General features: G+C 66.5%; 19 protein-coding genes. 7 read left to right on the forward strand and 12 right to left on the reverse strand.

Going from position 1 to position 22,207, the window contains the following annotated elements:
• Positions 1-109: 109 nt before the first annotated feature.
• The 6 genes from ACQP2T_RS09735 to ACQP2T_RS09760 form a co-directional block, all read right to left on the reverse strand.
• Positions 110-1,630 carry a trypsin-like serine peptidase gene (locus ACQP2T_RS09735; RefSeq protein ID WP_433515831.1) on the reverse strand — a complete coding sequence of 507 codons (1,521 nt, stop codon included), beginning with the start codon at positions 1,628-1,630 and terminating at the stop codon, positions 110-112.
• A gap of 432 nt (positions 1,631-2,062) precedes the next feature.
• Positions 2,063-3,571: a trypsin-like serine peptidase gene (locus ACQP2T_RS09740; RefSeq protein ID WP_433515832.1), complete on the reverse strand. Its 1,509-nt coding sequence runs from the start codon at positions 3,569-3,571 to the stop codon at positions 2,063-2,065.
• 394 nt (positions 3,572-3,965) lie between these two features.
• Positions 3,966-5,132: a trypsin-like serine peptidase gene (locus ACQP2T_RS09745; RefSeq protein ID WP_433515833.1), complete on the reverse strand. Its 1,167-nt coding sequence runs from the start codon at positions 5,130-5,132 to the stop codon at positions 3,966-3,968.
• Positions 5,133-5,321: 189 nt separating this feature from the next.
• Positions 5,322-6,416, reverse strand: a complete 1,095-nt coding sequence (locus ACQP2T_RS09750) for a trypsin-like serine peptidase (RefSeq protein WP_433515834.1) — start codon at positions 6,414-6,416, stop codon at positions 5,322-5,324.
• A gap of 303 nt (positions 6,417-6,719) precedes the next feature.
• Complete coding sequence (locus tag ACQP2T_RS09755; protein WP_433515835.1) at positions 6,720-7,007, reverse strand: hypothetical protein; 288 nt, start codon at positions 7,005-7,007, stop codon at positions 6,720-6,722.
• A 130-nt stretch (positions 7,008-7,137) separates the two neighbouring features.
• Positions 7,138-8,382, reverse strand: a complete 1,245-nt coding sequence (locus ACQP2T_RS09760) for an RNA-guided endonuclease InsQ/TnpB family protein (RefSeq protein WP_433515836.1) — start codon at positions 8,380-8,382, stop codon at positions 7,138-7,140.
• Positions 8,383-8,474: 92 nt separating this feature from the next.
• Here ACQP2T_RS09760 and tnpA point away from each other — a divergent pair, with 92 nt between their 5' ends.
• The 7 genes from tnpA (at position 8,475) to ACQP2T_RS09795 (ending at position 14,161) form a co-directional block, all read left to right on the forward strand.
• Positions 8,475-8,924, forward strand: a complete 450-nt coding sequence (tnpA, locus tag ACQP2T_RS09765; RefSeq protein WP_433515837.1) for an IS200/IS605 family transposase — start codon at positions 8,475-8,477, stop codon at positions 8,922-8,924.
• 180 nt (positions 8,925-9,104) lie between these two features.
• A complete protein-coding gene (locus ACQP2T_RS09770) occupies positions 9,105-10,553 on the forward strand; it encodes an acetyl-CoA synthetase (protein ID WP_433515838.1) in 1,449 nt (482 codons plus the stop codon).
• 82 nt (positions 10,554-10,635) lie between these two features.
• Positions 10,636-10,923 (forward strand): DUF6364 family protein, encoded by a 288-nt coding sequence (locus ACQP2T_RS09775; protein ID WP_433515839.1) that lies wholly within the window; start codon positions 10,636-10,638, stop codon positions 10,921-10,923.
• The gene (locus ACQP2T_RS09780) at positions 10,910-11,335 is read left to right on the forward strand and encodes a type II toxin-antitoxin system VapC family toxin (protein WP_433515840.1); all 426 of its coding nucleotides are present in this window, start codon (positions 10,910-10,912) and stop codon (positions 11,333-11,335) included. Before ACQP2T_RS09775 ends, ACQP2T_RS09780 begins: the two co-directional genes overlap by 14 nt.
• A 39-nt stretch (positions 11,336-11,374) precedes the next feature.
• Entirely contained in the window at positions 11,375-12,262 is an 888-nt protein-coding gene (locus ACQP2T_RS09785; protein WP_433515841.1) for a hypothetical protein, read from the forward strand.
• A gap of 9 nt (positions 12,263-12,271) precedes the next feature.
• A complete protein-coding gene (locus ACQP2T_RS09790; protein WP_357949646.1) occupies positions 12,272-13,228 on the forward strand; it encodes a zinc-binding dehydrogenase in 957 nt (318 codons plus the stop codon).
• 75 nt (positions 13,229-13,303) lie between these two features.
• Complete coding sequence (locus ACQP2T_RS09795) at positions 13,304-14,161, forward strand: oxygenase MpaB family protein (protein ID WP_433515842.1); 858 nt, start codon at positions 13,304-13,306, stop codon at positions 14,159-14,161.
• 87 nt (positions 14,162-14,248) lie between these two features.
• Here ACQP2T_RS09795 and ACQP2T_RS09800 read toward each other — a convergent pair whose 3' ends face one another.
• The 6 genes from ACQP2T_RS09800 to ACQP2T_RS09825 all read right to left on the reverse strand — a co-directional run bounded on the left by ACQP2T_RS09800 (position 14,249) and on the right by ACQP2T_RS09825 (position 22,197).
• The gene (locus ACQP2T_RS09800) at positions 14,249-14,989 is read right to left on the reverse strand and encodes a helix-turn-helix transcriptional regulator (protein ID WP_433515843.1); all 741 of its coding nucleotides are present in this window, start codon (positions 14,987-14,989) and stop codon (positions 14,249-14,251) included.
• On the reverse strand, positions 14,986-15,816 hold the full coding sequence (locus tag ACQP2T_RS09805) for a DUF4097 family beta strand repeat-containing protein (RefSeq protein ID WP_433515844.1): 831 nt from the start codon (positions 15,814-15,816) through the stop codon (positions 14,986-14,988). The genes ACQP2T_RS09800 and ACQP2T_RS09805 overlap by 4 nt, the downstream gene beginning before the upstream one ends.
• Positions 15,817-15,992: 176 nt before the next feature.
• Positions 15,993-16,169, reverse strand: coding sequence for a DUF6104 family protein (locus ACQP2T_RS09810; protein WP_225301873.1), 177 nt, complete (start codon positions 16,167-16,169; stop codon positions 15,993-15,995).
• 13 nt (positions 16,170-16,182) lie between these two features.
• Entirely contained in the window at positions 16,183-17,502 is a 1,320-nt protein-coding gene (locus ACQP2T_RS09815; protein WP_433515845.1) for a Fic family protein, read from the reverse strand.
• Between the two features lie 198 nt (positions 17,503-17,700).
• Complete coding sequence (locus ACQP2T_RS09820; protein ID WP_433515846.1) at positions 17,701-21,351, reverse strand: multifunctional oxoglutarate decarboxylase/oxoglutarate dehydrogenase thiamine pyrophosphate-binding subunit/dihydrolipoyllysine-residue succinyltransferase subunit; 3,651 nt, start codon at positions 21,349-21,351, stop codon at positions 17,701-17,703.
• Positions 21,352-21,555: 204 nt separating this feature from the next.
• On the reverse strand, positions 21,556-22,197 hold the full coding sequence (locus ACQP2T_RS09825; RefSeq protein WP_433515847.1) for a B3/B4 domain-containing protein: 642 nt from the start codon (positions 22,195-22,197) through the stop codon (positions 21,556-21,558).
• Between the last annotated feature and the right edge of the window lie 10 nt (positions 22,198-22,207).

The raw sequence follows: 22,207 nt of genomic DNA on the forward strand, positions 1-22,207 counted from the left end.
CCAGGTCATGGCCTGGTTTGTGCGGAAAAGGCCGAAGGGCCCGGCAGGATGCCGGGCCCTTCGGTAAAGCAGGTGAACGATGACCTAGATCCTCGTTCGGTTCAGCTAACTACTTGACGAGCTTGCCGGACCACGAGGCCGCAGCGGCCTTGTAGATCGCGGCGGTCTCACCGTCGAAGATCGGCGAGGTGATCGTGTCGTAGCGCTTGTTGCCATCGAGGTCAACGATGAGGCTCGTGACACCGGTGACGTAGCCGAGACGCTTGGCGTTGCTGTAGTTCGCCAGCCACGGGCCACCGTCGTAACCGGCGGTGACGGCGCACTTCAGCGACTGCTGCTCCTCGACCTTGCGGGCCGGGATCTTGACGACCTTGCTGGCGGTCTTGCCGTAGCACCACTTCGGCGTAACACCGGTGTAGGGCTTGCTACCGTCAGGGTTGGGGCCGAAGGGGTACCCGAAGGTGCGAACGACCTTGCCCGGAGCCTGGTTCCACGCCACACCCTGGCCGCCGACGTTGTCGCCGAGGCGACCGACGTCCTTGAGCGCAGAAGCGACGGTGTAGAACTCGGTACGGAAGTACCCGACCGTGGCGGTCTTCTTCACCCAGTACTTGAGGTAGTAGTGGGTGATGGTGAAGTTGCCCTTGGAGTCGATCTTCCGGTAACCCGGGCCCGTGTAGGCCTTGTACGCCGACTCGGTGACGTTCTCGACCCAGGTGGCCTTGAGCGCCTTGGCGCCGTTGGCCTCGCCGGTCGGAGCCGCGTTGAACTGGTCAGCGCTGACTTCCTTCAGCGTCTTGATGGCGCCGGGGAAGTCAGGGCCCGCGAGGTCCTCGATCTTCGTGATCTTGGCCCAGCAGTCGGTGGTCTCGCCACCGTTGAGGTCCTTGCACTTCTGGTAGTCGGCCTCAGAGATCGAGATGTCCTTAGCGAACTTCTCGCCCTGGTAGGCGTCGTACTCAGCCTTGGAGACCTTGCTGGGGGTGCCGCTGGCACCCACGCCGCCGATGCCGTTGTACACGGTGACGAACGAGTAGTCGCGGTCGAAGTCCTCGTACACGTCAAAGTCGTAGTGCGTGAAGGCCTGCTTGCCCACGTACACACCGTAAGGCGTCTTGCCCTGGTAGTAACCCGGGACGAAGACCCAGCGCGAAACGACCTCGTCGTTGCCGGCGATGTCGTAGACGCAGTGACCGGCCGTGGCGACCAGGTTGCGGTACTGCGACTGGACGGAGGTACCCGAGCAGTAGTAGAGCTTGCCGTCGCGGCCCTCGAAGAACACCTTGCCGATGGTCTTCGGCATGTTGACGTTCTGGGACTTGACGGCGACCTTCTTCTCCTCGCCGATCGGCAGGGAGGAGCCCGGCTTGGTGTCGGCGCTATAACCGCCACCACGGGAGATCTTCTCAACCTCGAGGGAGTCGGGGTTGAAGGCCACAGCCTGCTTCAGCGCCGCGTTGTTCGACTTGGTCCAGAAGTCGAGGGTCTCAGCTGCCTGAGCCTCGGTCTTCGCCAGGGCGTCGGACGCGATGTCGCCGCTCGCGTTGGCCGCAGCGGTGCCGGCGAGGCCGGCAGCCAGAAGACCGGTGGCCAGAATGGCACCACCGGCGGGGAGGAGGATGCGCTTCAAGGTAACTCCTTGGTCTGTCGTGGAGCGCTTCTTGCGCCCCATGCGTCAGTAAAGGGATAGCCAGAACTTACAGTGTGGATCTTGAAGTTCGGTAGCTACTTTGACGGGAAAAACGGCGCTAAGTCGGGCGTGATCATTCCGTGATGTTTAAGTGGCGATAGAGCGTGACTTGCCGGAAGTGCCGGACGAGCCCGTTTCCGCAGATCAACATAAGAGAGTTGTCAGTGTTGCTGCGGTGGCTCGAGTGCCGCCCTCGCGGCCACCGCCTGGCTGATGTGACGCAGATCACATCGACTTGATGGCACCGTCCGGGCGCCCCATGCGTCAAAACGCCCTTCAGATTTGCCCGGGAACGCCGAAGGGCCCGGCGATGCCGGGCCCTTCGCGAGTTACCACTGTGCGCACCGTCCTCGAACGGTCGCGGTGTGTTACTTAGAGGATCTTGCCGGACCACACGTTCGCCGCGGACTTGTACACCGCAGCGGTCTCACCGTCGAAGTACGGCGAGGAGATGTAGTCGACTCGCTTGTTGCCGTCCTGGTCGTTGAAGGTGCTGGTGACACCGTTCACGTAGCCGAGACGCTTGCTGTTGCTGTAGTTGAGCAGCCAAGGACCACCGTCGGCGCCCTCGGTCATCGCGCACTTGAGCGCGACGTGCTCTTCGATCTTCTTGGCAGCCGAGCCGACGACCTTCTTGCTGGTCTTGCCGTAGCACCACTTGGGCGTGATGCCCGTGTAGTTCTTGTGGCCGTCGGGGTGCGGCGCAGCCGGGTAACCGAACGCGCGGACGTACTTGCCCGTGGGCTGGTTCCAGGACACGCCCTGGCCGCCTACGACGTCACCCAGGCGACCGGCATCCTTGGCGAAGCCCTCGACGATGTAGAAGACAGTCTTGTAGTAACCCTTGATGTCTGTCTTCTTCACCCAGTTCTTGACGAAGTAGTGGGTGATCGTGAAGTTGCCCCTGGAGTCGATCTTCCGGTAGCCCGGGCCCTTGTAGGCGTCGTACTCGCTCTTGGTGACGTTCTCCGTCTTGGTGGCGGCGGGCGCCTTGGTGCCGTTGGCCTTGCCCGTCGGAGCGGCGTCGTACTGCTCCTTGGTGACCTCGGTGAGGGCCTTGACGGCGCCGGGGTAGTCCGGGCCCACGACCTCGATCTTGCTGTCCGTCTTGGCCCAGCAGTCCGGGGTCTCGCCGCCGTTGAGGTCCTTGCACTTCTGGTACTCGGCCTCAGTGATCGCCACGTCCTTGGCGTCCTTGATGCCCTGGAACTTGTCGAAGTCGGCCTTGGAGACCTGCTTCGCGGAACCGCCACCGAGCTGGATGCCGTTGTACACGGTCACGAACGCGTAGTCGCGGTCGTAGTCCTCGTACACGTCGAAGTCGTAGTGGGTGAAGGCCTGCTTGCCCACGTAGATTCCGAACGGCGTCTTGCCCTGGTAGTAGCCGGGGACGAAGACCCACTTGGACATGACGTCCGAGTTGGTGGCGGTGTCGTAGACGCAGTGACCGGCCGTGGCGACCAGGTTGCGGTACTTCGACTGAACCGAAGTGGCCGAGCACCACTTCTTCTCGCCCTTGCTGTTGACGAAGAACACCTTGCCGATGGTCTTCGGCATGTTCACGTTCTGGACCTTGGCCGAGGTCTTCTTCTCCTGGCCGATCGGGACGGACGAGCCAGGCTTGCTGTCGGCGCTGTAACCGCCCTTGCTCTGCAGCTTGGCGACGTCGCCGGAGTCCCAGACGTTGGACTCCTTCGCGGCCTTGAGGGCGGCGTTGTTGGTGCCCGCCCAGAATTCCGCGATGGCCTTGGCGTCAGCGGCGCTCTTCGCCATCGGGTCGGAGGCTACGTCGCTGGCGGCCGTGGCCGTACCGGCGAGGCCGGCAGCCAGAAGGCCGGTAGCCAGGATGGCGCCACCGGCGGGGATGAGGATGCGCTTCAAGGGAACTGCTCCTTGCTCTGTCGTGGGTCGCAACTTGCGTCCCATGCGTCAGTAAAGGGATAGCAAGGAACATAGCGTGGTGATCTCCGCAGGTAAAAGCCGTTCTGGGGCATCTGGAAGCCAGCCTTACCGCTGTGACCGTCCTGTTACCAGTCAGAGATCTTCGCGCTGAGTGATCGATAGGCCACGTTTTCGCTGGGTATGCACTGGGTGTCACGAATCGGCGGTGAGGGGTGTGTCACGCCAAGTAGGCGGCTCAATGTGACTCAGATCACAGGAACCAGATTGGCGCGAGCTCCGTCTAATATCGCCAAATCGGCTGAAATGATCTTGCTGGGGACGCAAAAAGGGGCTCGGCCGAACCCGGCCGAGCCCCTTTTTGGGTGTTGAGTGGTTACTTGTACAGCTCGCCGTTCGGGCCGACGATCTTGCCGGACCACGTGTTCTTGGCCGAGTTGTACACAGAGGCCGTCTCACCGTCGAAGTACGGCGAGGTGATGTAGTCGATCCGGTCGTTGCCGTCCTGGTCGGCGAAGGTGCTGGTCACGCCGTTGACGTAGCCCAGACGCTTGCCGTTGCTGTAGTTGGCCAGCCAGGGGCCGCCGTCGAAGCCGGGCGTCACAGCGCACTTGAGGCCGATGTGCTCCTCGATCTTCAGCCACGGAGCGCCCACGGCCTTGGCGGTGGTCTTGTTGTAGCACCACTTCGGCGTCACGCCGCTGTAGGGCTTGTTGCCGTCGGGGTGCGGGCCGGCCGGGTAGCCGAACGCGCGGACCTGCTTGCCGGTGGGCTGGTTCCAGGACACGCCCTGGCCGCCGACGACGTCGCCGAGTCGGCCGGCGTCCTTGGACAGCAGGATGTAGTAGCGCCCGCCCCAGTTCCGCTTGGGACCGACGAAGCCGTCGTACTCCTTCTTGGTCACCTGCTTGACGCCGTTGAAGGAGATGCCGTTGTAGACGGTCACGAACGCGTAGTCGCGGTCGTAGTCCTCGTACACGTCGAAGTCGGTGTGGGTGAAGGCCTGCTTGCCCACGTAGATCCCGAACGGCGTCTTGCCCTCGTAGTAGCCGGGCACGAAGACCCAGTTGTCGAGCAGGGCCTTGTTGCTGTCGGTGTCGTAGACGCAGTGGCCGGCCGTGGCGACCAGGTTGCGGTAGTTCGACTGGATGGACGTGGCGGAGCAGTAGCGGAACTTGCCCTTGCCGTCGACGAAGAAGACCTTGCCGAGCGTCCTGGGCATGTTCACGTTCTGGACCTTGCCGGGGGCCTTCTTCTCCTCCCCGATGGGAGTGGCGCTGCCCGGGTTGCCGTCGGGGCTGTAGCCGCCCTTCGAGACGACCTTCCTGACTTCCTTGGCGTCCCAGGTGTACGCGGTGGCGGAGCGGAGGGCGGCGAAGTTCGACGCGGCCCAGAAGGACGCGACCGAGGAGGCCTGTTGCGTGTTGCGGGCCATGGGGTCGGTGGCGATGTCGCCTTGTGCCTGAGCGGTGCCTGCCAGGCCGGCGGCCAGAAGGCCGGTCGCCAGGACGGCGCTACCGGCCGGGAGAAGGATGCGCTTCAAGGTAAAACTCCAGACGCGGGGCGCCTCTTGCACCCCAGAATGCAGCAAACGGACAGGCGGGAACCTATCGGTCTGACTCTGGTCGTGTGAATTACCCGATACTGGAGTCAAGCGCGACGATCATGGCCGTGATCGTATTGAGATGTGAAACCGGCTGATCACTCGGGGTGGCGATACGCTGGGTGTAACTTACGTCACATTTTGCGGTGTTGCGAGCCCTGCGGCGCGTCGGTAGACCTCGCCGGTCGTGGCGTTGAAGGTCGGCGAGGACACCGCGTCATAGGCGCCCTTGGCGTCTCTGTTCCAGGTCAGGCTGTTGATCCCGGTGAGGAGTCCGAGCTTCTGCACGGGCTGGTAGTTGAGCAACCAGGGGCCGCCGCTGGCGCCGGCGCTGAAGTCGCACGGCTGGAGTTGCACGCCGTACTGAAGGTCGAGGCTGGGGGCGACCGTGCGTCTTGTGCTCCCCGCGCAGACCTTCAGCGTCTTGCCGTCGAACGGGTGGCTGCCGTCGGGCTGCGGGCCCGCCGGGTAGCCGAAGGCGGTGATCGTGAGGGCCAGGCCCTTGCCGAGCGTCAGGCCCTGCCCGCCGACGTTGTCCTGGAGCCGGCCGACGTCCTGCATGGCGAGTTGGCCGTTCTTCTCCACCCACTTGAAGCCGCGGTGCACGGTCACGAACGCGTAGTCGAAGTCGTAGTCGCCCTTGCCCGGCCAGTCCTCGTGCATGCTGATCGACGCGCCCACGTAGATGCCGTCGGGCGTCGCCCCACCGGGACCCGGATTGGGAACGAAGATCCAGTAATCGGCGGGCTTGCCCTGGCGCGAGTCGTACGCGCAGTGCCCGGCGGTCGCCACCACGCTGCGGTTCTTGGCCGCGATCGCGCTGGCCGAGCACCAATATTCCTTGTCGCCGAAGCGGAAGAAGACCTTGCCCATCGTCTTGGCGGACGTGCTGTTCAGCGGGAGGGCGGGTGCGACGTTCAGCAGGCTCCGCGTGCTCTTCGGCTTGACCACCTTGCTCGGCACGGCGGCGCCGCCGGCCGACGAAGACGATGACGCGGTGGGCTTGGACTGCGAGGCCGGCGTGGCGGGGCTGTACTGGTCGGCATTCTTGAGCCGGTCAGGCTTCCAGTATTCGGCGACCTTCTTCATGTCCGCCGCCGACTTGGCCAGCGTGGCCGAGTAGACCCGGCTGTTCGGCGCGGCCGAGGCGGTCCCCGTGAGAGCAGGCAGCATCAGCAGCGCGCTGAGCGCAGCCGCTACCAGGTGCCATGCCCGGGGGATCATGGAAATGCCTTGCCTTTGAGGGTTAGTACTTCTGGGGGTGTAACGATGGATTTTTCCAGATCACTCACTGTATTGCAGCTCGGATGGAGATTCGTTATCTGATCAAGCGTGACTTGTGTCCCATAAGGAGTGCGTCAAGGGGTTCGATCCGGATAGCGTCTCCGATCCATGTGAGGATCGTTTCCGCACGTCAGAGGCATAGTACATGAGTCGACTTCGATGTCCATCCGCCTTTCCTGTGTGTTTCTTGATCACACGTGAGAAGGGCCCCGGCCGGGAGTAGCCGGGGCCCAGGGTGGGTTGCTACGGCATGTTGCCGGTGCACAGGTTCGCGGCGGCCTTGTACACGTTGTAGGTGTCGGTGTTGAAGTACGGCGACGAGATGTGGTCGTAGCGGTCGTTACCGTCCGTGTCCCACGCGACGCTGTTGACACCGATCAGGTAACCGGTACGGGTGGAGCTCTTGTAGCTGTACAGGAGCGGTCCACCGCTGGCGCCGGCGGTGAAGGCGCACTTGAGTCCGATGTGCTCCTGGAGGTTGTACTTCGGCGCGGCGGGCATCGAGGCCGTCTTGCCGTAGCACCACTTCATCGTGGGGCCGGGGAACGGCTTGTCGCCGTCAGGGTGCTCGCCCGCCGGGTAACCGAAGGAGAACGCCTCCTTGACCTTGATGCCGTTTTGATGCGCTCCTCCATATGAATGTGGAGGGTTCCTGTGCTGCTTAGGCAGCAGCTCGCAGCGCGGGTGCGGGCGAGGCTGTGGGACAGGATGCTTGACGCTTCACAGGCCCCGCTATCGCGGAGTCTCCACGTCCTGTAACCGCCCATCCGGCGGCAGAGTTGTACCGATGAAGCTGGTTTCGGGCGGCGTTGGTATCAGCGTTGCCGATCCATCCGCACGCCAGGTTCCTGCACGCGAACCGCGACTGCGTCTCGCGAGATCCCGCAGTGGTGATGTGGCAGCGGTGGCACTGTTGGCTGGTGCCGCGCGGGTCGACCTTGGCGACCAGGCCACCGCGGTCGGCAGCCTTGTAGGTCAGCAACTCCACCGTCCGGCCCCACGCCTGGCTCGCGATCGAGCGGTTCAGGCCCCGCTTCTGGGCGACGTTGACCCCCGGCTCCTGCACGGTCCCGGACGCCGAGGCCATCATGTTGGTGATTTGCAGGTCTTCGACCACGATCGCGCTGAATCGCCGCGCGAGGTCGGTCGTGCTCTGATGCCGCCAGTCGATGGCTCGGCGCTTGGCTGTCGCGCGGAGCCGGGCGATCTGGTCGTAGGTGCGGCGTTCCCGGTTGGAGACCGGGCTGCCCTTCTTGCGGGTGGCACGCTGACGGGCGCTTTTGCGCTCCAGACGCAACAGCCACTCACTCTCCCCGCTCGTGAGCCACGGACCGTGCCGAAGGTGCTCCCCAATGGACAGAGCCAGCGGGACCGTGATGCCTCGATCCATGCCGGCCTTCGGCCCGGTGTGCGGCACGGGTACGGAGACCAGCAGTTCGATACGGAAGACGATGTTCCACCCGTGGGCGTCTTTCACCAGGCGAGCCCCGGTGATCCTCCCGGATGGCCCGCTCTTGGTGAGGCCGGGCAGGTCTTTCGTCCACCGGAACTTCACTCGCCCGAGTTTGGGCAGGTTCACCGCACCCCACCTGCGGTTGATCCGGGTGATCTGCAAGTCGCGGGCCTGGGGGACGTCTACGGCCATCCGGGACCGCAACCGGCCCTTGAACGTCGGGCGCTCGGCCGGGTGGTCGGGGTTGAAGAAGTTCGCCCACGCCTGCCGGTGGGTCTTCAGCACGGCTTGCGCGGCCTGAGCGGGCAACTGCCCCATCCACTCGATCTCGTGGCGGGCTTGCCGAATCGCCGCGTCGCACTCCGTCAAGGACGCCAACCGGCCCTGACGGAAGGTCGCGAACTCATGGAGCAGGTTCCACACGGCACGCGCAGCGTGGGCTTGACCGTCCAAGACGGCTGCTTGCCGCTTGTCCAACTCCAAGCGCGCGACGTGCGCACGAGGCCGCTCCGCCTTCTCCACGCGCTGATCATATCGTTTGGTTTATGTCACCGCGATGGAATCCGAACCCCGATGTCAGAACGGGACGGCACGTCGTCCACACCCTTCATGCCCATTTGGTGTTCGTGACAAAGTACCGACGTGGGGCCTTCACCGACGAGATGCTAATCCGCTGCGAGGAAGTCATGCGCGAGGTATGCGCCGACTTCGAAGTCGAACAGCGCGAGTTCAACGGCGAGCACGACCACGTCCACCTGCTGATCCACTACCCGCCCAAGGTCGCCCTGTCCAAACTCGTCAACTCGCTGAAGGGGGTCTCGGCTCGGATGCTTCGCAAGGAATACAGCGCACACGTCCGCAAACACCTATGGGGCGGACATTTCTGGTTTGGTTCCTATTTCGCCGGGTCGGTCGGCGGGGCGCCGCTCACCGTGCTCACTGCGCCCCGGTGGGCCAGGAAAACGTTGGGAACATTAATGAATGGCGCAACCTGACAGTCGGGAAGCGGAGCGAAAAAGTCTGGCGGGGTTCCATTCCGTTATGGAAATAACCAGATCGCATACATTCCGAGAAAGCATTTCGGAGGTCGAGATCATTTTTGATTTGCTCTGGCGCCAATGGTAACACTGATTATCAAATGCCACCGCTTATCAACCGAATGTTATTCTGGTTAGATGGGTGACATGGATCCACGCACCCCCTGTCTCATAGGTACGGCCCAGCGCACCGTTCGCGACCAGCCGGGCCCGGAGCCACTCGACCTGTGGGAGGACGTCGCGCGCGAGGCGGCTCGCGAGGCGCGGCTGCCGGTCGAGCGACTCGACTCGATCCAGCTCGTCTACACCGACTCGTGGCAGTACGACTCCCCGGTCGGCCGGCTCGCCGACCGTCTCGGCGCCGCGCCCCGGCACCGGGCCTACTCCATGGTCAGCGGTACGGCCCCGCAACTCCTCATCGGCGAGGCCGCGGCCAGGATCGCGGCGGGGGAGCTCGATTCGGCGCTGATCGCCGGCGCCGAGGCGCTGGCCACGCGCCGGGCCTACCGGCAGGCGGGCGAGCGCGTGCCGTGGAGCCATCCGGCCGATCCCAAGCCGCCGTACGGCTGGGAACGCCCGCCGCATCCGGCGGAACTGGCCCATGAGCTGTTCCTGCCGGTCCACACCTACCCGATCATGGAGACGGCCCGCCGCGCGTCCCTCGGTATGTCGATAAATGAGGAAATGGTGGACCGAGGGCGGATGATGGCGCCGATGACCGAGGTCGCGGCCGCGAACCCGCACGCCTGGCGGCGTACCGCCCGAACCCCGGAGGAACTGGTCACCGGCAACCGCTTCATCGGCTGGCCGTACACGCGCAACACCGTGGCCGTGGGGGAGGTCGACCAGGCCGCGGCCGTCGTCCTGGTCGCCGCCGGACTCGCCGACCGGCTCGGCGTACCGCGCGATCAGCGTGTCTACCTGCGCGGCTGGGCTTACGGCGAGGACACGTGGGAGGTGGCGGCGCGGCCCGCGCTCGGCGCCTCGCAGGCCATCGGCCGCACCGCCGAGGCCGCGTTCGCGCGGGCCGGGCTGGGCCTCGACGACATCCACGCGCTCGACCTCTACAGCTGCTTCGCGATCGCGCTGCGGCAGGCGTGCGACGCGATCAAGCTGGACCCGCTCGACCGGCGCGGCCTGACGGTCACCGGCGGCCTGCCGTACGCGGGCGGCCCCTCCAGCGACTACGTCCTGCACTCGACGGCCACCATGGCCGGGCTGCTGCGCGCCCAGCAGGGCCACGGGCTGGTGACGGGGGTCGGCATGCACCTGACCAAGCACACGTACGCGATCTGGTCCACGGACCCGGGCGGCACCCTGGGCGATGCCGCACCTGTCTTCACCGCCGATCCGGTGGAGACCGTCGCGCTGTACGACGGTCCCGCCACGGTGGCCGGCTACACGGTGACGCATGGGCGCGATGGGGCTCCGGAGAAGGGCATCCTCGTCGTGGACCTGCCGGGCGGGGGGCGCGCCCATGCCCACGTGCTGGAGACCGAGCTCCTGGCGGACGCCATGTCCAGGGAACTGGTCGGCCAGGGGGTGCGGCTGGCGTCCGACGGGAAGGTCAATGTGGCGCTCTGGTGAGATTAAAAGCTGTGCAAGAATTGTGAGCGCTCGACTACTCTCTGATGTTGACATTTTTATGTCATGGGCGGACGCTGGTGTCATGCGGAGGACCACGGTGCGGATCGACGACGCACTCCTCAACGAGGCCAAGGCGTACGCGGCACGAAACGGACGCAGTCTCACCTCAGTGATGGAGGACGCTTTGCGACAACTACTCAACCGCTCCACGGAAACGGCCGCCCGGCCTCGGGTGGAGCTCCCGGTGTCCGGCGCTGTGGCCGGGCCCAAGCTCACCTGGGCTGAGATCAAGGAGCTGATGGAAGCGGACTTCGTGGAGCACGAGCTGGCGAAGATGGCGCGCTGCGGAGGCCGCGATGCGGATGCCTGACGTCAACATCCTGGTCAACGCGCAGCGCCGCGACACCGAGCACCATGACGAGTGCCTGACCCTCGTCGAGGAGCTCGTCAACGGCGACGAGGCCTATGCGGTCAGCGACTTCGTGATCAACGGCTTCATGCGGGTCGTGACCAACCACCGCATTCCGCAGAGCACCTCGTTCGAGACGGCCGTCAAGTTCGCGGAGAGCGTCCGCAACCAGCCGCATGCCGTCCTGGTGAACGCCGGATCGCGACACTGGGAGATCTTCACCAAGATCTGCCGTTCGTCGGGCGCCACTGGCAAACTCCTGCCCGATGCCTATCTGGCCGCGCTGGCCATCGAGCACGGTTGTGAATTCGTGACCTGCGACGCTGATTTCGCCAAGTTCCAGGGCTTGCGCTGGCGGCATCCGCTCAACTGAACTGGGGAGTAAAACAGCACTCCTCGGCAGGGGATGTCCGTGGCCGATCAGTTCGACGTCATCGAGGCGGGCGCCCGTGGTCGGCGCCGGTGGGTCGGGATCGGTGTGGTGGCGGTGCTGCTGGCGGTCCCCGTCGTCAGCCTGCTGGCCAGCCGCGACCCCGAGCCGGATCGCGCGCCGCCGACATCGACTCCTGCCCCGCTGCCCATCCGGTCGTTGACCAGGATCGAGGGCGCGCCCAACGTCGTGAGCGCGCCGGTCAAGGCCAAAGGTGGTAACGAGGTCATCCGGGTGGTGTTCCCCGACGGGGCCCGGGCGGAGGTCCGCTACCCCGCTGAGCTGCGGCTCAACGAGCTGGGCGCGCGGCCGTTCCAGGGGGCCTGGATCGCCGGGCAATACCGCGGGTTCTCTGCCCCCTACGGCGGTGAGATGGAGATCTCCAGGGGTGCTCAGCCGATCAGGAACCTCACGCCCAACGTCACGCTCTGGCCGGGACCGGCGGGTGTCGGTTCGGCCGGGCAGGTGCTGATGTTCGCGTTCGGCAAGTGGCGGCTGGCGATGTACGACCGGCGGGAGGGGCTGACCTTTGAAGATCGGCTGGCGACGGCCAAGGGCCTACGCGGGAAGGTCGGCAAGGACGGCTACCTCGTCCTGAGCGGTGGTGGCTTGATCCGTCTGGCGAATCCGGGCGAGACCATCCAGGGCGGACCGGTCGGGCCGCAGCTCTGGTTCGGCGGCGGGACCGGCGACATGGTCATGCTCATCCCGACCCCCAACTGCCGGAAAAACGCCAGGACGCCGCCGGCGATCAACCGCCCCAACCGGCCCACCCGTACCGTATGCAGGGGCGATGTGCAGATCGTCGCCTCCGGCTCGCGCGCTTTCGTCCAGCAGGCCATCGACGGGATCCGGATCACGCTGAAGTAGGGTGCGGCCATGTTCGCCGTAACCGCCTCACAGACCGATCCCGACAATCCTCTCGCCGGGCTGACGCTCGGCGAGCATCCGGAGCCGCAGGTCCCGGACGGCTGGACGACCGTCACCGTACGGGCGACCGCCCTCAACCACCATGACCTGTGGACGCTCAAGGGCGTGGGCATCAGGCAGGACCGGCTGCCGATCGTGCTCGGCTGCGACGCGGCCGGAGTGGACGCCGACGGCAACGAGGTCATCGTGCACTCGGTGATCGGCTCCGGGGCCGACGAGACGCTCGACCCCAAGCGTTCGCTGCTGTCGGAGGTCCACGACGGCACGTTCGCCGACCGGGTCGCCGTGCCGCGCCGCAACCTGGTGCCCAAGCCGGCCGCGCTCAGCTTCGAGGAGGCCGCCTGCCTGCCCACGGCCTGGCTGACCGCCTACCGCATGCTGTTCGACAAGGCCGGTCTCGAGCCCGGCTCCACCGTGCTCGTGCAGGGCGCCGGTGGCGGGGTCGCCACCGCGCTGATCGCGCTCGGCCGGGCGGGCGGTTACCGGGTCTGGGCGACCAGTCGCTCGGCCGCCAAGCGGGAGCAGGCCGCCAAGCTCGGCGCGGACCGGGTGTTCGAGCCCGGCGCGCGGCTGCCCGAACGGGTCGACGCCGTCATGGAGACCGTCGGTCAGGCCACCTGGGACCATTCGCTCAAGTCGCTCAAGCCCGGCGGCCGCATCGTGGTCTGCGGCGCCACCAGCGGCGCGGTCCCGCCCGCCGACCTGAACCGGGTGTTCTTCCTCCAGCTCTCGGTGATCGGCTCCACGATGGGCACGCGTGACCAGCTTCAGCGGCTGGCCGTGTTCCTGGAGCAGACCGGGCTGCGGCCGGTCATCGACCGGACGATGCCGCTGACCGACGCCCGCGACGGCTTCGCCGCCCTGGCTGAAGGCGACATATTCGGAAAAATCGTCTTTACGCGCTGAATAAGTGAAGGGTTACCTATGCGCGCCCGGGATGATACAAAGAAGGTGAGGTTGTATCACCCGGGAGGCGCCGTCATGGACGTCGAACCGTTCGGCCCAGGCTCGTTGCACTGGGAAACCGCCGGTGAATACCGCAACCTGCTCGTAGCGGGCAGTGCGCTGGTCCTCCAGACCATGCACCCCGCGGTGGGCGCGGCCGTCGCCCGGCACTCCATGTACAAGCAGGACCCGTGGGGCCGCCTCCACCGCACACTCACCTCGGTCCAGAAATGGGTGTACGGCGGAGTGGGCGGCCCGGCCGAGGGTGAGCGGCTGCGCGAGCTGCACAAGCCGATCAGCGGGGTGGACGAGCAGGGCAGGTCCTACCACGCGCTCAACGGCGCGGCCTGGGCCTGGGTGCACCTGTCGCTGTTCGAGCGCTTCGTCACCCTCAATCGCTACTTCGGCACTCCCTACACCGAAGACGCCGAACGGCGCCTCTACCAGGAATCGCGGCAATTGGGGGCGATCCTGCGGGTGCCGGAGCGGGAGATGCCCGCGACCGTCGAGGAGTTCTGGTGCTACTTCGACGAGATGGCGGCCGACCGGCTGGAGCCGCATCCGACGGCGATCGACGTGCTCGCCGTCATGCGCGGGACCCCGATGCCGCCCGGGCTGCCCCGGCCGTTGCGTCGGCTCTGGGCGCCGGTGGGGGTGGGATCGGGGGAGTTCAACTACTTCGTGACGGTTGGGACACTGCCGCCCATCGTACGGAAGAAGCTGGATCTGCCCTGGTCGGCGCGGGACGAGTGGCGGCTGCGGCAGCTCGGGCGGGCGGTGGCGGTGATCGCGCCGCGCCTGCCGGAGCGGCTGCGGTATATGCCGATCGCTTATCACGCCCGGAAGGCCGCCCGAAGCCTGCGCGGCTTGGAACGGGCCCTCCGCTCGGCGTAGCGACCGGGGTCTGGGCGGCTTGGAGCAGGTCCTCCGCTCGGCGTAGCGACCGGGGTCTGGGCGGCTTCGCGTAGCGATCCGATCGCGTCAGGGTTTCAGTGAGTCGCGGATCTGCCGGGCGGCATCGTCGAGCGTGGCGCGTACTTCGTCGATCGCCTTGCGGGTGAGCGGGGCGGCCGACGCCTCGCGGCGCACCTGCTCGACGAAGTCGGCCAGGCGCTCGCCCAGCTCGGCGTCGAGCTCGGCGCGGCTGGGCGGCGCGCCGCCCAGCGTGCTCCAGACCTCGGACCAGATTCTGCGCCACTCGCCGGTGAGCCGCTCGCCCTGGTCCTGCCAGTTGGTGGCGTGCTCCATCCACTGGCGTTTCTGCTGCTCCTTGAGCCGCTGGATGTTGGCCTTCTGCTGGTCGCGCACGCGCCTGGGGTCGTCGGCGACGCCGGTGCGGACGTCCTTGGCCATCTTGGTGAGCTCGTCGCGCAGCGACTTGACCGTTTCGCGGACGTCCTCCTTCACCTCGCGCGCGATGTCGCGCACCGAGGCGGAGATCTCCTGCTCCAGGTCGTCGAGCTCGTCCAGGCGGGCGTTGAGCTCGTCGCGACCCCGGTCGGTGATCGAGAACACCTTCTTGCCCTCGATCACCTCATGCGTCACCAGGCCCTCCTCCTCCAGGCGGGCCAGGCGCGGGTAGATCGTGCCGGGGGAGGGCGAGTAGACGCCGAGGAAACGGTCCTGCAGCAGGCGAATGACCTCGTAGCCGTGCCGAGGGCTCTCCTCCAGCAGCTTCAGCAGGTACAGCCGGAGTCGGCCGTGACCGAAGACAGGGCTCATCGCTTCTCTCCCTTGAGCAACGTGACCTCGCCGGAGACGGTCGTCGCCGTCATCGAGGCCATGCCACCACCCAGCCGTCCGGACACCGACTTGTTGCCCGGACGGCTCGCGTCTGACAGGTTTTCGAACGTGCTGACCAGCCTGCCGGAGGTGGATCGCATGCTGACGTCCGCCTCCACGTTCTCGGGCAGCCTGACCAGGATGTCACCGGACACGCTGTTGAAGGTCACATATCCGGTCGGGCGCAGCTCCAGATCGGCGGTGATCCGTCCGGACACGGTGTTGGCGCGCAGGCGGCGCGGCGTGCCGTCGGCGACGGTGAGCTCGCCCGAGACGCTCTTGAACGCCAGGTCGCCGTCCATCGCCCGGCTCTCCACGCTGCCCGAGACGGTCGTGGCGCTCACGTCGCCGCTCACCCCGTCGAGCACGATGTCCCCGGAGACGCTCCTGACCTGGGTCGCCTTCTCGAACCCGGCGACGACCGCCGAGCCGGAGACGACCCCGACGTTGACCGTGCACTTCTTGGGCACCGCGAGCGTCAGGACGCTCTTGCGCCGGTCGCGCCGCAGCCAGCCGAGTATGCCCTCCCAGGTGAGGTCTTTGTAGGCGACGCTGAGCTCCCCGCTCTCCTCGTCGTAGGTCACGATCAGCGGAGCGGAGTCGATCTCGGCCACCTCCAGTGTCGGTGGTCCGTCGGTGGCCAGCACGGCCACTCGTCCCGCGACAATCCGCACGTCAAGCGCGGTCACCGAGCCGAACGTCAGCTGCTCCGGCCGCTCGATCGTCCACTGCCGCATGATGCCTGTCCCTTCCGACGACACGTCCACACAAGACACGATATGTCGCGTCTGTGGAAAACTCAAGATGTATCGCGTATGGCAGGCAGTTCACGCCGTTGGTACTTCTCATCGGCCGCGAGGCGTGCCTCCGTCTCATCGGTCGCGAGGGTCCAGTGCACTTCCGTCTTCCCATCGGTCGCGAGAGTCCGGTCCGTCGCGCCGCGTCAGTCGTCCTCGTCGTCGAGCCGGGCCAGCCAGGTGGCCAGGCGCTCGACCGGCGTCTCGAACTCGGGATTGAGGTCCACGAACTCACGCAGCCGCTCACCCAGCCACAGCAGGCTGACCTCTTCCTCGCCACGCCGCTCGACCAGCTCCTCGATCCCCCGGTCGGTGAAGTACATCGCTCTCCATTCATCAGTCGCGCAGCCGCGTCGTCAGGTCGCCGGCTGGGGTCCAGGCATCGGCGCGTCCACGTCTGACTTTAGTCAGCAGGCCGCGCTGCTCGAGCTCGCGCAGATCGGTCCGCGCGGTCTGCAGGACGATCTTGTGACTACGTGCGTGGCCTGCGACGGTGTACTCGGCCAATGGGTGGTGGGTGGCGTGCGTCAGCAGGGCGATCTGGCGGGCGTTGAAGTCGCCGGTACGGCTGCGCGCCAAGCTTGCCCGCACCTCGCGGGTCTGCGCCGCCTTCCTGCCGAGGTAGGCGTGGAGGTCGTCGACCGCCCTGCGCAACACGTCGAGTTGGTAGAGGACGAAGTAGGTGAGGTCGTTCTCGTCCTGCTCGACGTGGAGGAAGCTGCGCCCGTAACGCGCGGGGGCGTTCTTCAGGATGCGGGAGATGGAGATGAACTCGGTCAGCCAGTAGTCCTGGTTGAGCATCGACCAGTAGAACAGCGCCCGCGCGGTCCTTCCGTTGCCGTCCTCGAACGGGTGGTCGTAGGCGAGCATGAAATGCACGGTCAACGCCCTGATCACCGGCGGGACGTACGCCGTCGGCGACGTGCCGTTGGCGAAGTCGCACAGCCGCTGGATCCGCTCGGGCAGCTGCTCGGCCGGAGGAGGGGTGTGCAGGACGTCACCATAGGTGTCGGCGACGACCACCCGCTCCTCGCCGGGCAGCTGGAAGCGCCCGGCCGCCGTCGGGTTGCGCAGCGTGCCCTCGGTGACGATCCGCTGGATCTCGCAGATCAGCGCCGGAGTGAGCGCCTCATCGCGCATCTCGCCGATCCGGCGCATGGCGACGTAGTTGTTGCGGATCATGACTTCGTCGACGGTCTGCGGACTGCGGCCGCTGCGCAGCATCTCCTTGGCCACCAGGTACGTGGTCGCGGCGCCTTCCAGCTGGCTGGAGGTGATGGCCTCCTCGATCAGCGAGCTGACGAGGTAGCGATCACGGGTCAGCGGATCGGTCACCGGCTCCGGCATGCCGATGCGGCCGCTGAGATCCCGGTTGAGCGCCTCGACCCCCCGAAGGACGTCGTCGGGCAGCGCGTAGGTGAACGACAGACCGCCGGAGTCGACAAGGGGGAGATCGCGGCGCATGCCGAGCCGGGCCATCTTGAGCCCGAGCCACCACTGTTCGTGCGTGAGCCCGGCGGGCGGGGTGCGGTGGCGAATCTCGTCCCAGGGCAGGTAACGCTCCGCCGAGTCGACCGCCGACAGGAGCCAGAGGCTGTCGGCTTCCAGCCAGAGCTCCCGCCATGGTGGCGGCTCCTGGGGTCGGCGCACGGTCACCTGCCAGATTTAGCAGTTACTAACAGCTAATTAGCTGCTAGTAACTGCCAATTTTAGCAGCAAGCCCCCGCCGACAACGGCGAGGGCCCATGTGGTGAGGGTTTCAGCACCAACCTCCCGCCGATAACGGCAGGGGGCTCATAGCAGTAAGCCCCCGCCGATGACGGCGAGGGCTTATGCGGTGAAGCGACTGGCTGACTAGCCGAACAGCTCGCTCAAGATCCCCTCAAGCTCGTTGTCGTGAGAGGAGTGCGAACCGGTCGCGGGCGAACTGTTGGGCGTCCGCGAGACGCGACGCAGCGCGCGGCCGTTGAACAAGTCCGGGTCCTCGGCCAGCTTGAGCGTGAGGTAAGGCCACGGCCCCATGTTGACCGGCTCGTCCTGCGCCCACAGCAGCTCGGCCTGCGAGCCGTAGCGGGAGAGCTCGGCGGCGAGCTCCTCCGCCGGGAACGGGTAGAGCCGCTCCAGACGGACCAGGGCGACGTCGTCGCGGCCCGACTTCTCGCGCCGGTCGAGCAGGTCGTAGTAGATCTTGCCCGAGGAGAGCACGACCTTGGTGACCTTGCCCGGCTCGACGATGGTGTCGCCGAGCACCGGCTGGAAGGTGCCCGAGGTGAAGTCGGACGCCTTCGAGACGGCCCGCTTGTGCCGCAGCAGCGACTTCGGCGTGAAGACGACCATCGGCTTGCGCCTGCCCGACTCGACCTGCCACCTGAGCAGGTGGAAGTAGTTGGCCGGAGTGGACGGCTGCGCGACCGTCATGTTGTCGAGCGCGCAGACCTGCAGGAACCGTTCGATGCGGGCCGAGGAGTGGTCGGGACCCTGGCCCTCGTAGCCGTGCGGCAGCAGCAGCACGACAGCCGACCTCTGGCCCCACTTCTGCTCACCGGACGAGATGAACTCGTCGATGATCGTCTGGGCGCCGTTGACGAAGTCGCCGAACTGGGCCTCCCAGGCCACCAGGGCGTCGGGACGCACGACGCTGTAGCCGTACTCGAAGCCCAGTGCCGCGAACTCGCTGAGCAGCGAGTCGTAGATGTAGAACTTCGTGGTGCCCTCGTTGAAGACCTTCAGCGGGGTGTGGTCCTCGCCGGTCACCCGGTCGACCAGCACCGCGTGGCGCTGGGTGAACGTGCCCCGCCGGGTGTCCTGGCCGACCACGCGGACCGGGTGGCCGTCGATGAGCAGCGAGCCGAAGGCCAGCGTCTCACCCATGCTCCAGTCGATCGCGTCCTGCTCGACCGCCTGGCCGCGGCGCTGCAGCACCGGCGCCAGGCGCGGGTGCGGCGTGAAGCCCTCGGGCAGGTTGAGCTGGGTGTCGACGATCCGCTTGAGCGTCTCGTCGGTGATCTCGGTCGGCGTGTCGTTGTGCGACCACTTGATCACCTCAGCCGGCGGCACCCGCATCGCGCCCGCCTCCGGCGGCTTCTTGGCCGCCTCGCGGGTCTCGGTGAAGGCCTGCTCCAGCTTGGCCTGGTAGTCGCGCAGCGCCTGCTCGGCCTCCTCCACCGTGATGTCGCCCCGGCCGATCAGCGCCTCGGTGTAGAGCTTCCGAGTGGAGCGCTTGGCGTCGATCAGGTCGTACATCAGCGGCTGGGTGAAGGCGGGGTTGTCGCCCTCGTTGTGGCCGCGGCGGCGGTAGCAGATCAGGTCGATGACGACGTCCTTGCGGAACGCCTGGCGGTATTCGTAGGCCAGCTCGCCCACGCGGACGACGGCCTCGGGGTCGTCGCCGTTGACGTGGAAGATCGGCGCCTGGATCATCCGAGCCACGTCGGTCGCGTAGACCGACGACCTGGACGAGGCGGGCGAGGTCGTGAAGCCGACCTGGTTGTTGACCACCACGTGCACGGTGCCGCCGGTGCGGTAGCCGCGCAGCTGCGACAGGTTGAGCGTCTCGGCCACGACGCCCTGGCCGGCGAAGGCCGCGTCGCCGTGGATGAGCACCGGCAGGACCGTGAAGCCCTCCTCGCCGCGCTCCAGCAGGTCCTGCTTGGCGCGGACGACGCCTTCGAGCACCGGGTCGACCGCCTCCAGGTGAGACGGGTTGGCCACCACGGAGGCGGCGATCGTCTTGCCGCTGGGAGCGGTGAAGGTGCCCGACGCGCCCAGGTGGTACTTCACATCGCCCGAGCCGTGCGCGGTGCGCGGGTCGATGTTGCCCTCGAACTCACCGAAGATCTGCCCGTAGGACTTGCCGACGATGTTGGCCAGGACGTTGAGCCGGCCGCGGTGGGCCATGCCCATGACGACCTCGTCGAGGTCGTCGTCGGCGGCGTCGCTGATCACCGAGTCGAGCAGCGGGATCAGGGACTCGCCGCCCTCCAGCGAGAAGCGCTTCTGCCCGACGAACTTGGTCTGCAGGAACGTCTCGAAGGCCTCAGCCGTGTTGAGCCGGCTCAGGATGTTGAGCTGCTCGTCGCGGGCCGGGGAGGCGTGCGGCTTCTCGATCCGCGCCTGGATCCAGGACCGCTCCTCGGGGTTCTGGATGTGCATGTACTCGATGCCGACCGTGCGGCAGTAGGAGTCGCGCAGCACGCCCAGGATCTCGCGGAGCTTCATCAGCGGCCGGCCGCCGAAGCCGCCGGTGGCGAACTCGCGCTCCAGGTCCCACAGCGTCAGGCCATGGGACTGGATGTCGAGGTCGGGGTGCTTGCGCTGCTTGTACTCCAGCGGGTCGGTCTCGGCCATGAGGTGGCCGCGGACGCGGTAGGCGTGGATCAGCTCGATCACCCGAGCGGACTTGGCCACGTCGTCATCGTGCGAGGCCGAGATGTCCTGGACCCAGCGGACCGGCTCGTAGGGGATCCGCAGCGCCTCGAAGATCTCGTCGTAGAAGCCGTCCTCGCCGAGCAGCTGCCGGTGGATCGTGCGCAGGAAGTCGCCCGACTGGGCGCCCTGGATGATCCGGTGGTCATAGGTGCTGGTCAGCGTCATGACCTTGGAGACGGCCAGGCGCGAGAGCGTGTCGGGCGAGGCGCCCTGGTATTCGGCCGGGTATTCCATCGCGCCGACGCCGATGATCGTGCCCTGTCCGGGCATCAGGCGCGGGACCGAGTGGACGGTGCCGATCGTGCCGGGGTTGGTCAGCGAGATCGTGGTGGCCGCGAAGTCGTCGACCCCGAGCTTGCCCGAGCGGGCCTTGCGGACAACCTCCTCGTAGGCCATCCAGAACTGCCGGAAGTCCATGTCCTCGGCGCCCTTGATGGAAGGCACCAGGAGCTGCCGCTCGCCGTTGCTCTTCTGGACGTCGATGGCCAGGCCGAGCCCTACGTGCTGCGGCTTGACCAGGGTCGGCTTGCCGTCGACCTCGGTGTAGGAGTAGTTCATCTCCGGCATGGCCCGCAGCGCCTTGATGACGGCATAGCCGATCAGGTGCGTGAAGGAGACCTTGCCGCCGCGTCCCCGCTTGAGGTGATTGTTGATCACAATGCGGTTGTCGATGAGCAACTTGGCCGGGATGGCCCGGACGCTGGTCGCGCTCGGAATGACGAGCGAGGCGTCCATGTTGGCGGCGGTGCGTGCGGCGGCACCGCGCAGTTTGACTTCCTCGGCGCCCGCGGGCACCGGGGCCGCAGGCTGCTTCGGCTTGACATCGGGGACCGGGGCAGTCGGTGCAGCCTTGGGTGGAGCCGCCAGGGGAGCCGGAGCGGTCACTGTGCCGTTCGCCGCCTCCTTGGCGGGCATTCTGCCCGGTCCATAATCAGGGTTGTAGTCAGCGAAGAAGTTCCACCATGCCCGGTCCACAGACTCGGGATCCTGGAGGTACTTCTGGTACAGCTCGTCGACAAGCCACTCGTTCTGTCCAAAGCTTGCCAGCGGGTTTGTCCGCGACGACTCAGACGACACGGCGGAAATCGCCCTCTTCCGCAGATCGGCGTTGATGATAGAGAACCTGTCCAAGGTTACTCGTCTTGCCCGGCGGCGCGCGCAAGAGACGCCCCGCGGCCTCGCCCGATCCTCTCAAGAGAGTCAGAAGAGGTCACGCCCCCCTAGTCAATCCAGGGGGTGCCGCAATTATCACTGTTTGGTATCAACAGCTGTGCGGCAGGTTTATTTCACCCCAGACAGCACTCTGGTGTTGATCCGCACCTCCGGGGACAGCTCAGTCAGCAGGTTCGCCAGCTCCTCGCCCGCCTCCTTGAGCTCCTCCATGGACATCGGCTCCAGCCGCTCCAGGATGAAGATCGCGTTCGTGGTCTCCTCGGTGAGCCGGGTGCGCGCCACCTGGCGCCAGTTCCACCTGCGGCAGGTGACGCCGGTGTCGTCGCGCCAGACCACCTCGCCGGGCTCCGGGGCGCCGAGCGCCTCCGCCTCCTCGTCGCCCTCGGCCCTGACCAGTCGCGGCGGGCCGGCGTAGTGGTCGAGGTCCTCGCCGCCGATCGGCAGCGCGTGCTTCACGCTGATCGAGTTGTACGCGTCGACGGCCTGGTTGATCTCCGGCAGCGGCAGCCTGCGGGTCAGGGCGTCGACCGAGGGTCTGGTCTTCTGCGGCTTGGCGCCGAACGCGCGATAGGCGTCCTTCCACGCGTCGATCTTCTCGGTCTGTACGGGCTGCTCCGAGGCCGCGGCCAGCCAGGCGCGGGAACGGTCGTCGGTGGGCCCGTTGCACAGGCCGTGCGCCGTCATGATCAGCACCGCGAAGTCGGGACGCAGAGCGAAGACCGCCTCGTCCACCCAGATCTCATCAAGCATGCGCCCCAGT

Source organism: Nonomuraea sp. CA-143628, assembly GCF_050942315.1.
Taxonomy (GTDB): domain Bacteria; phylum Actinomycetota; class Actinomycetes; order Streptosporangiales; family Streptosporangiaceae; genus Nonomuraea.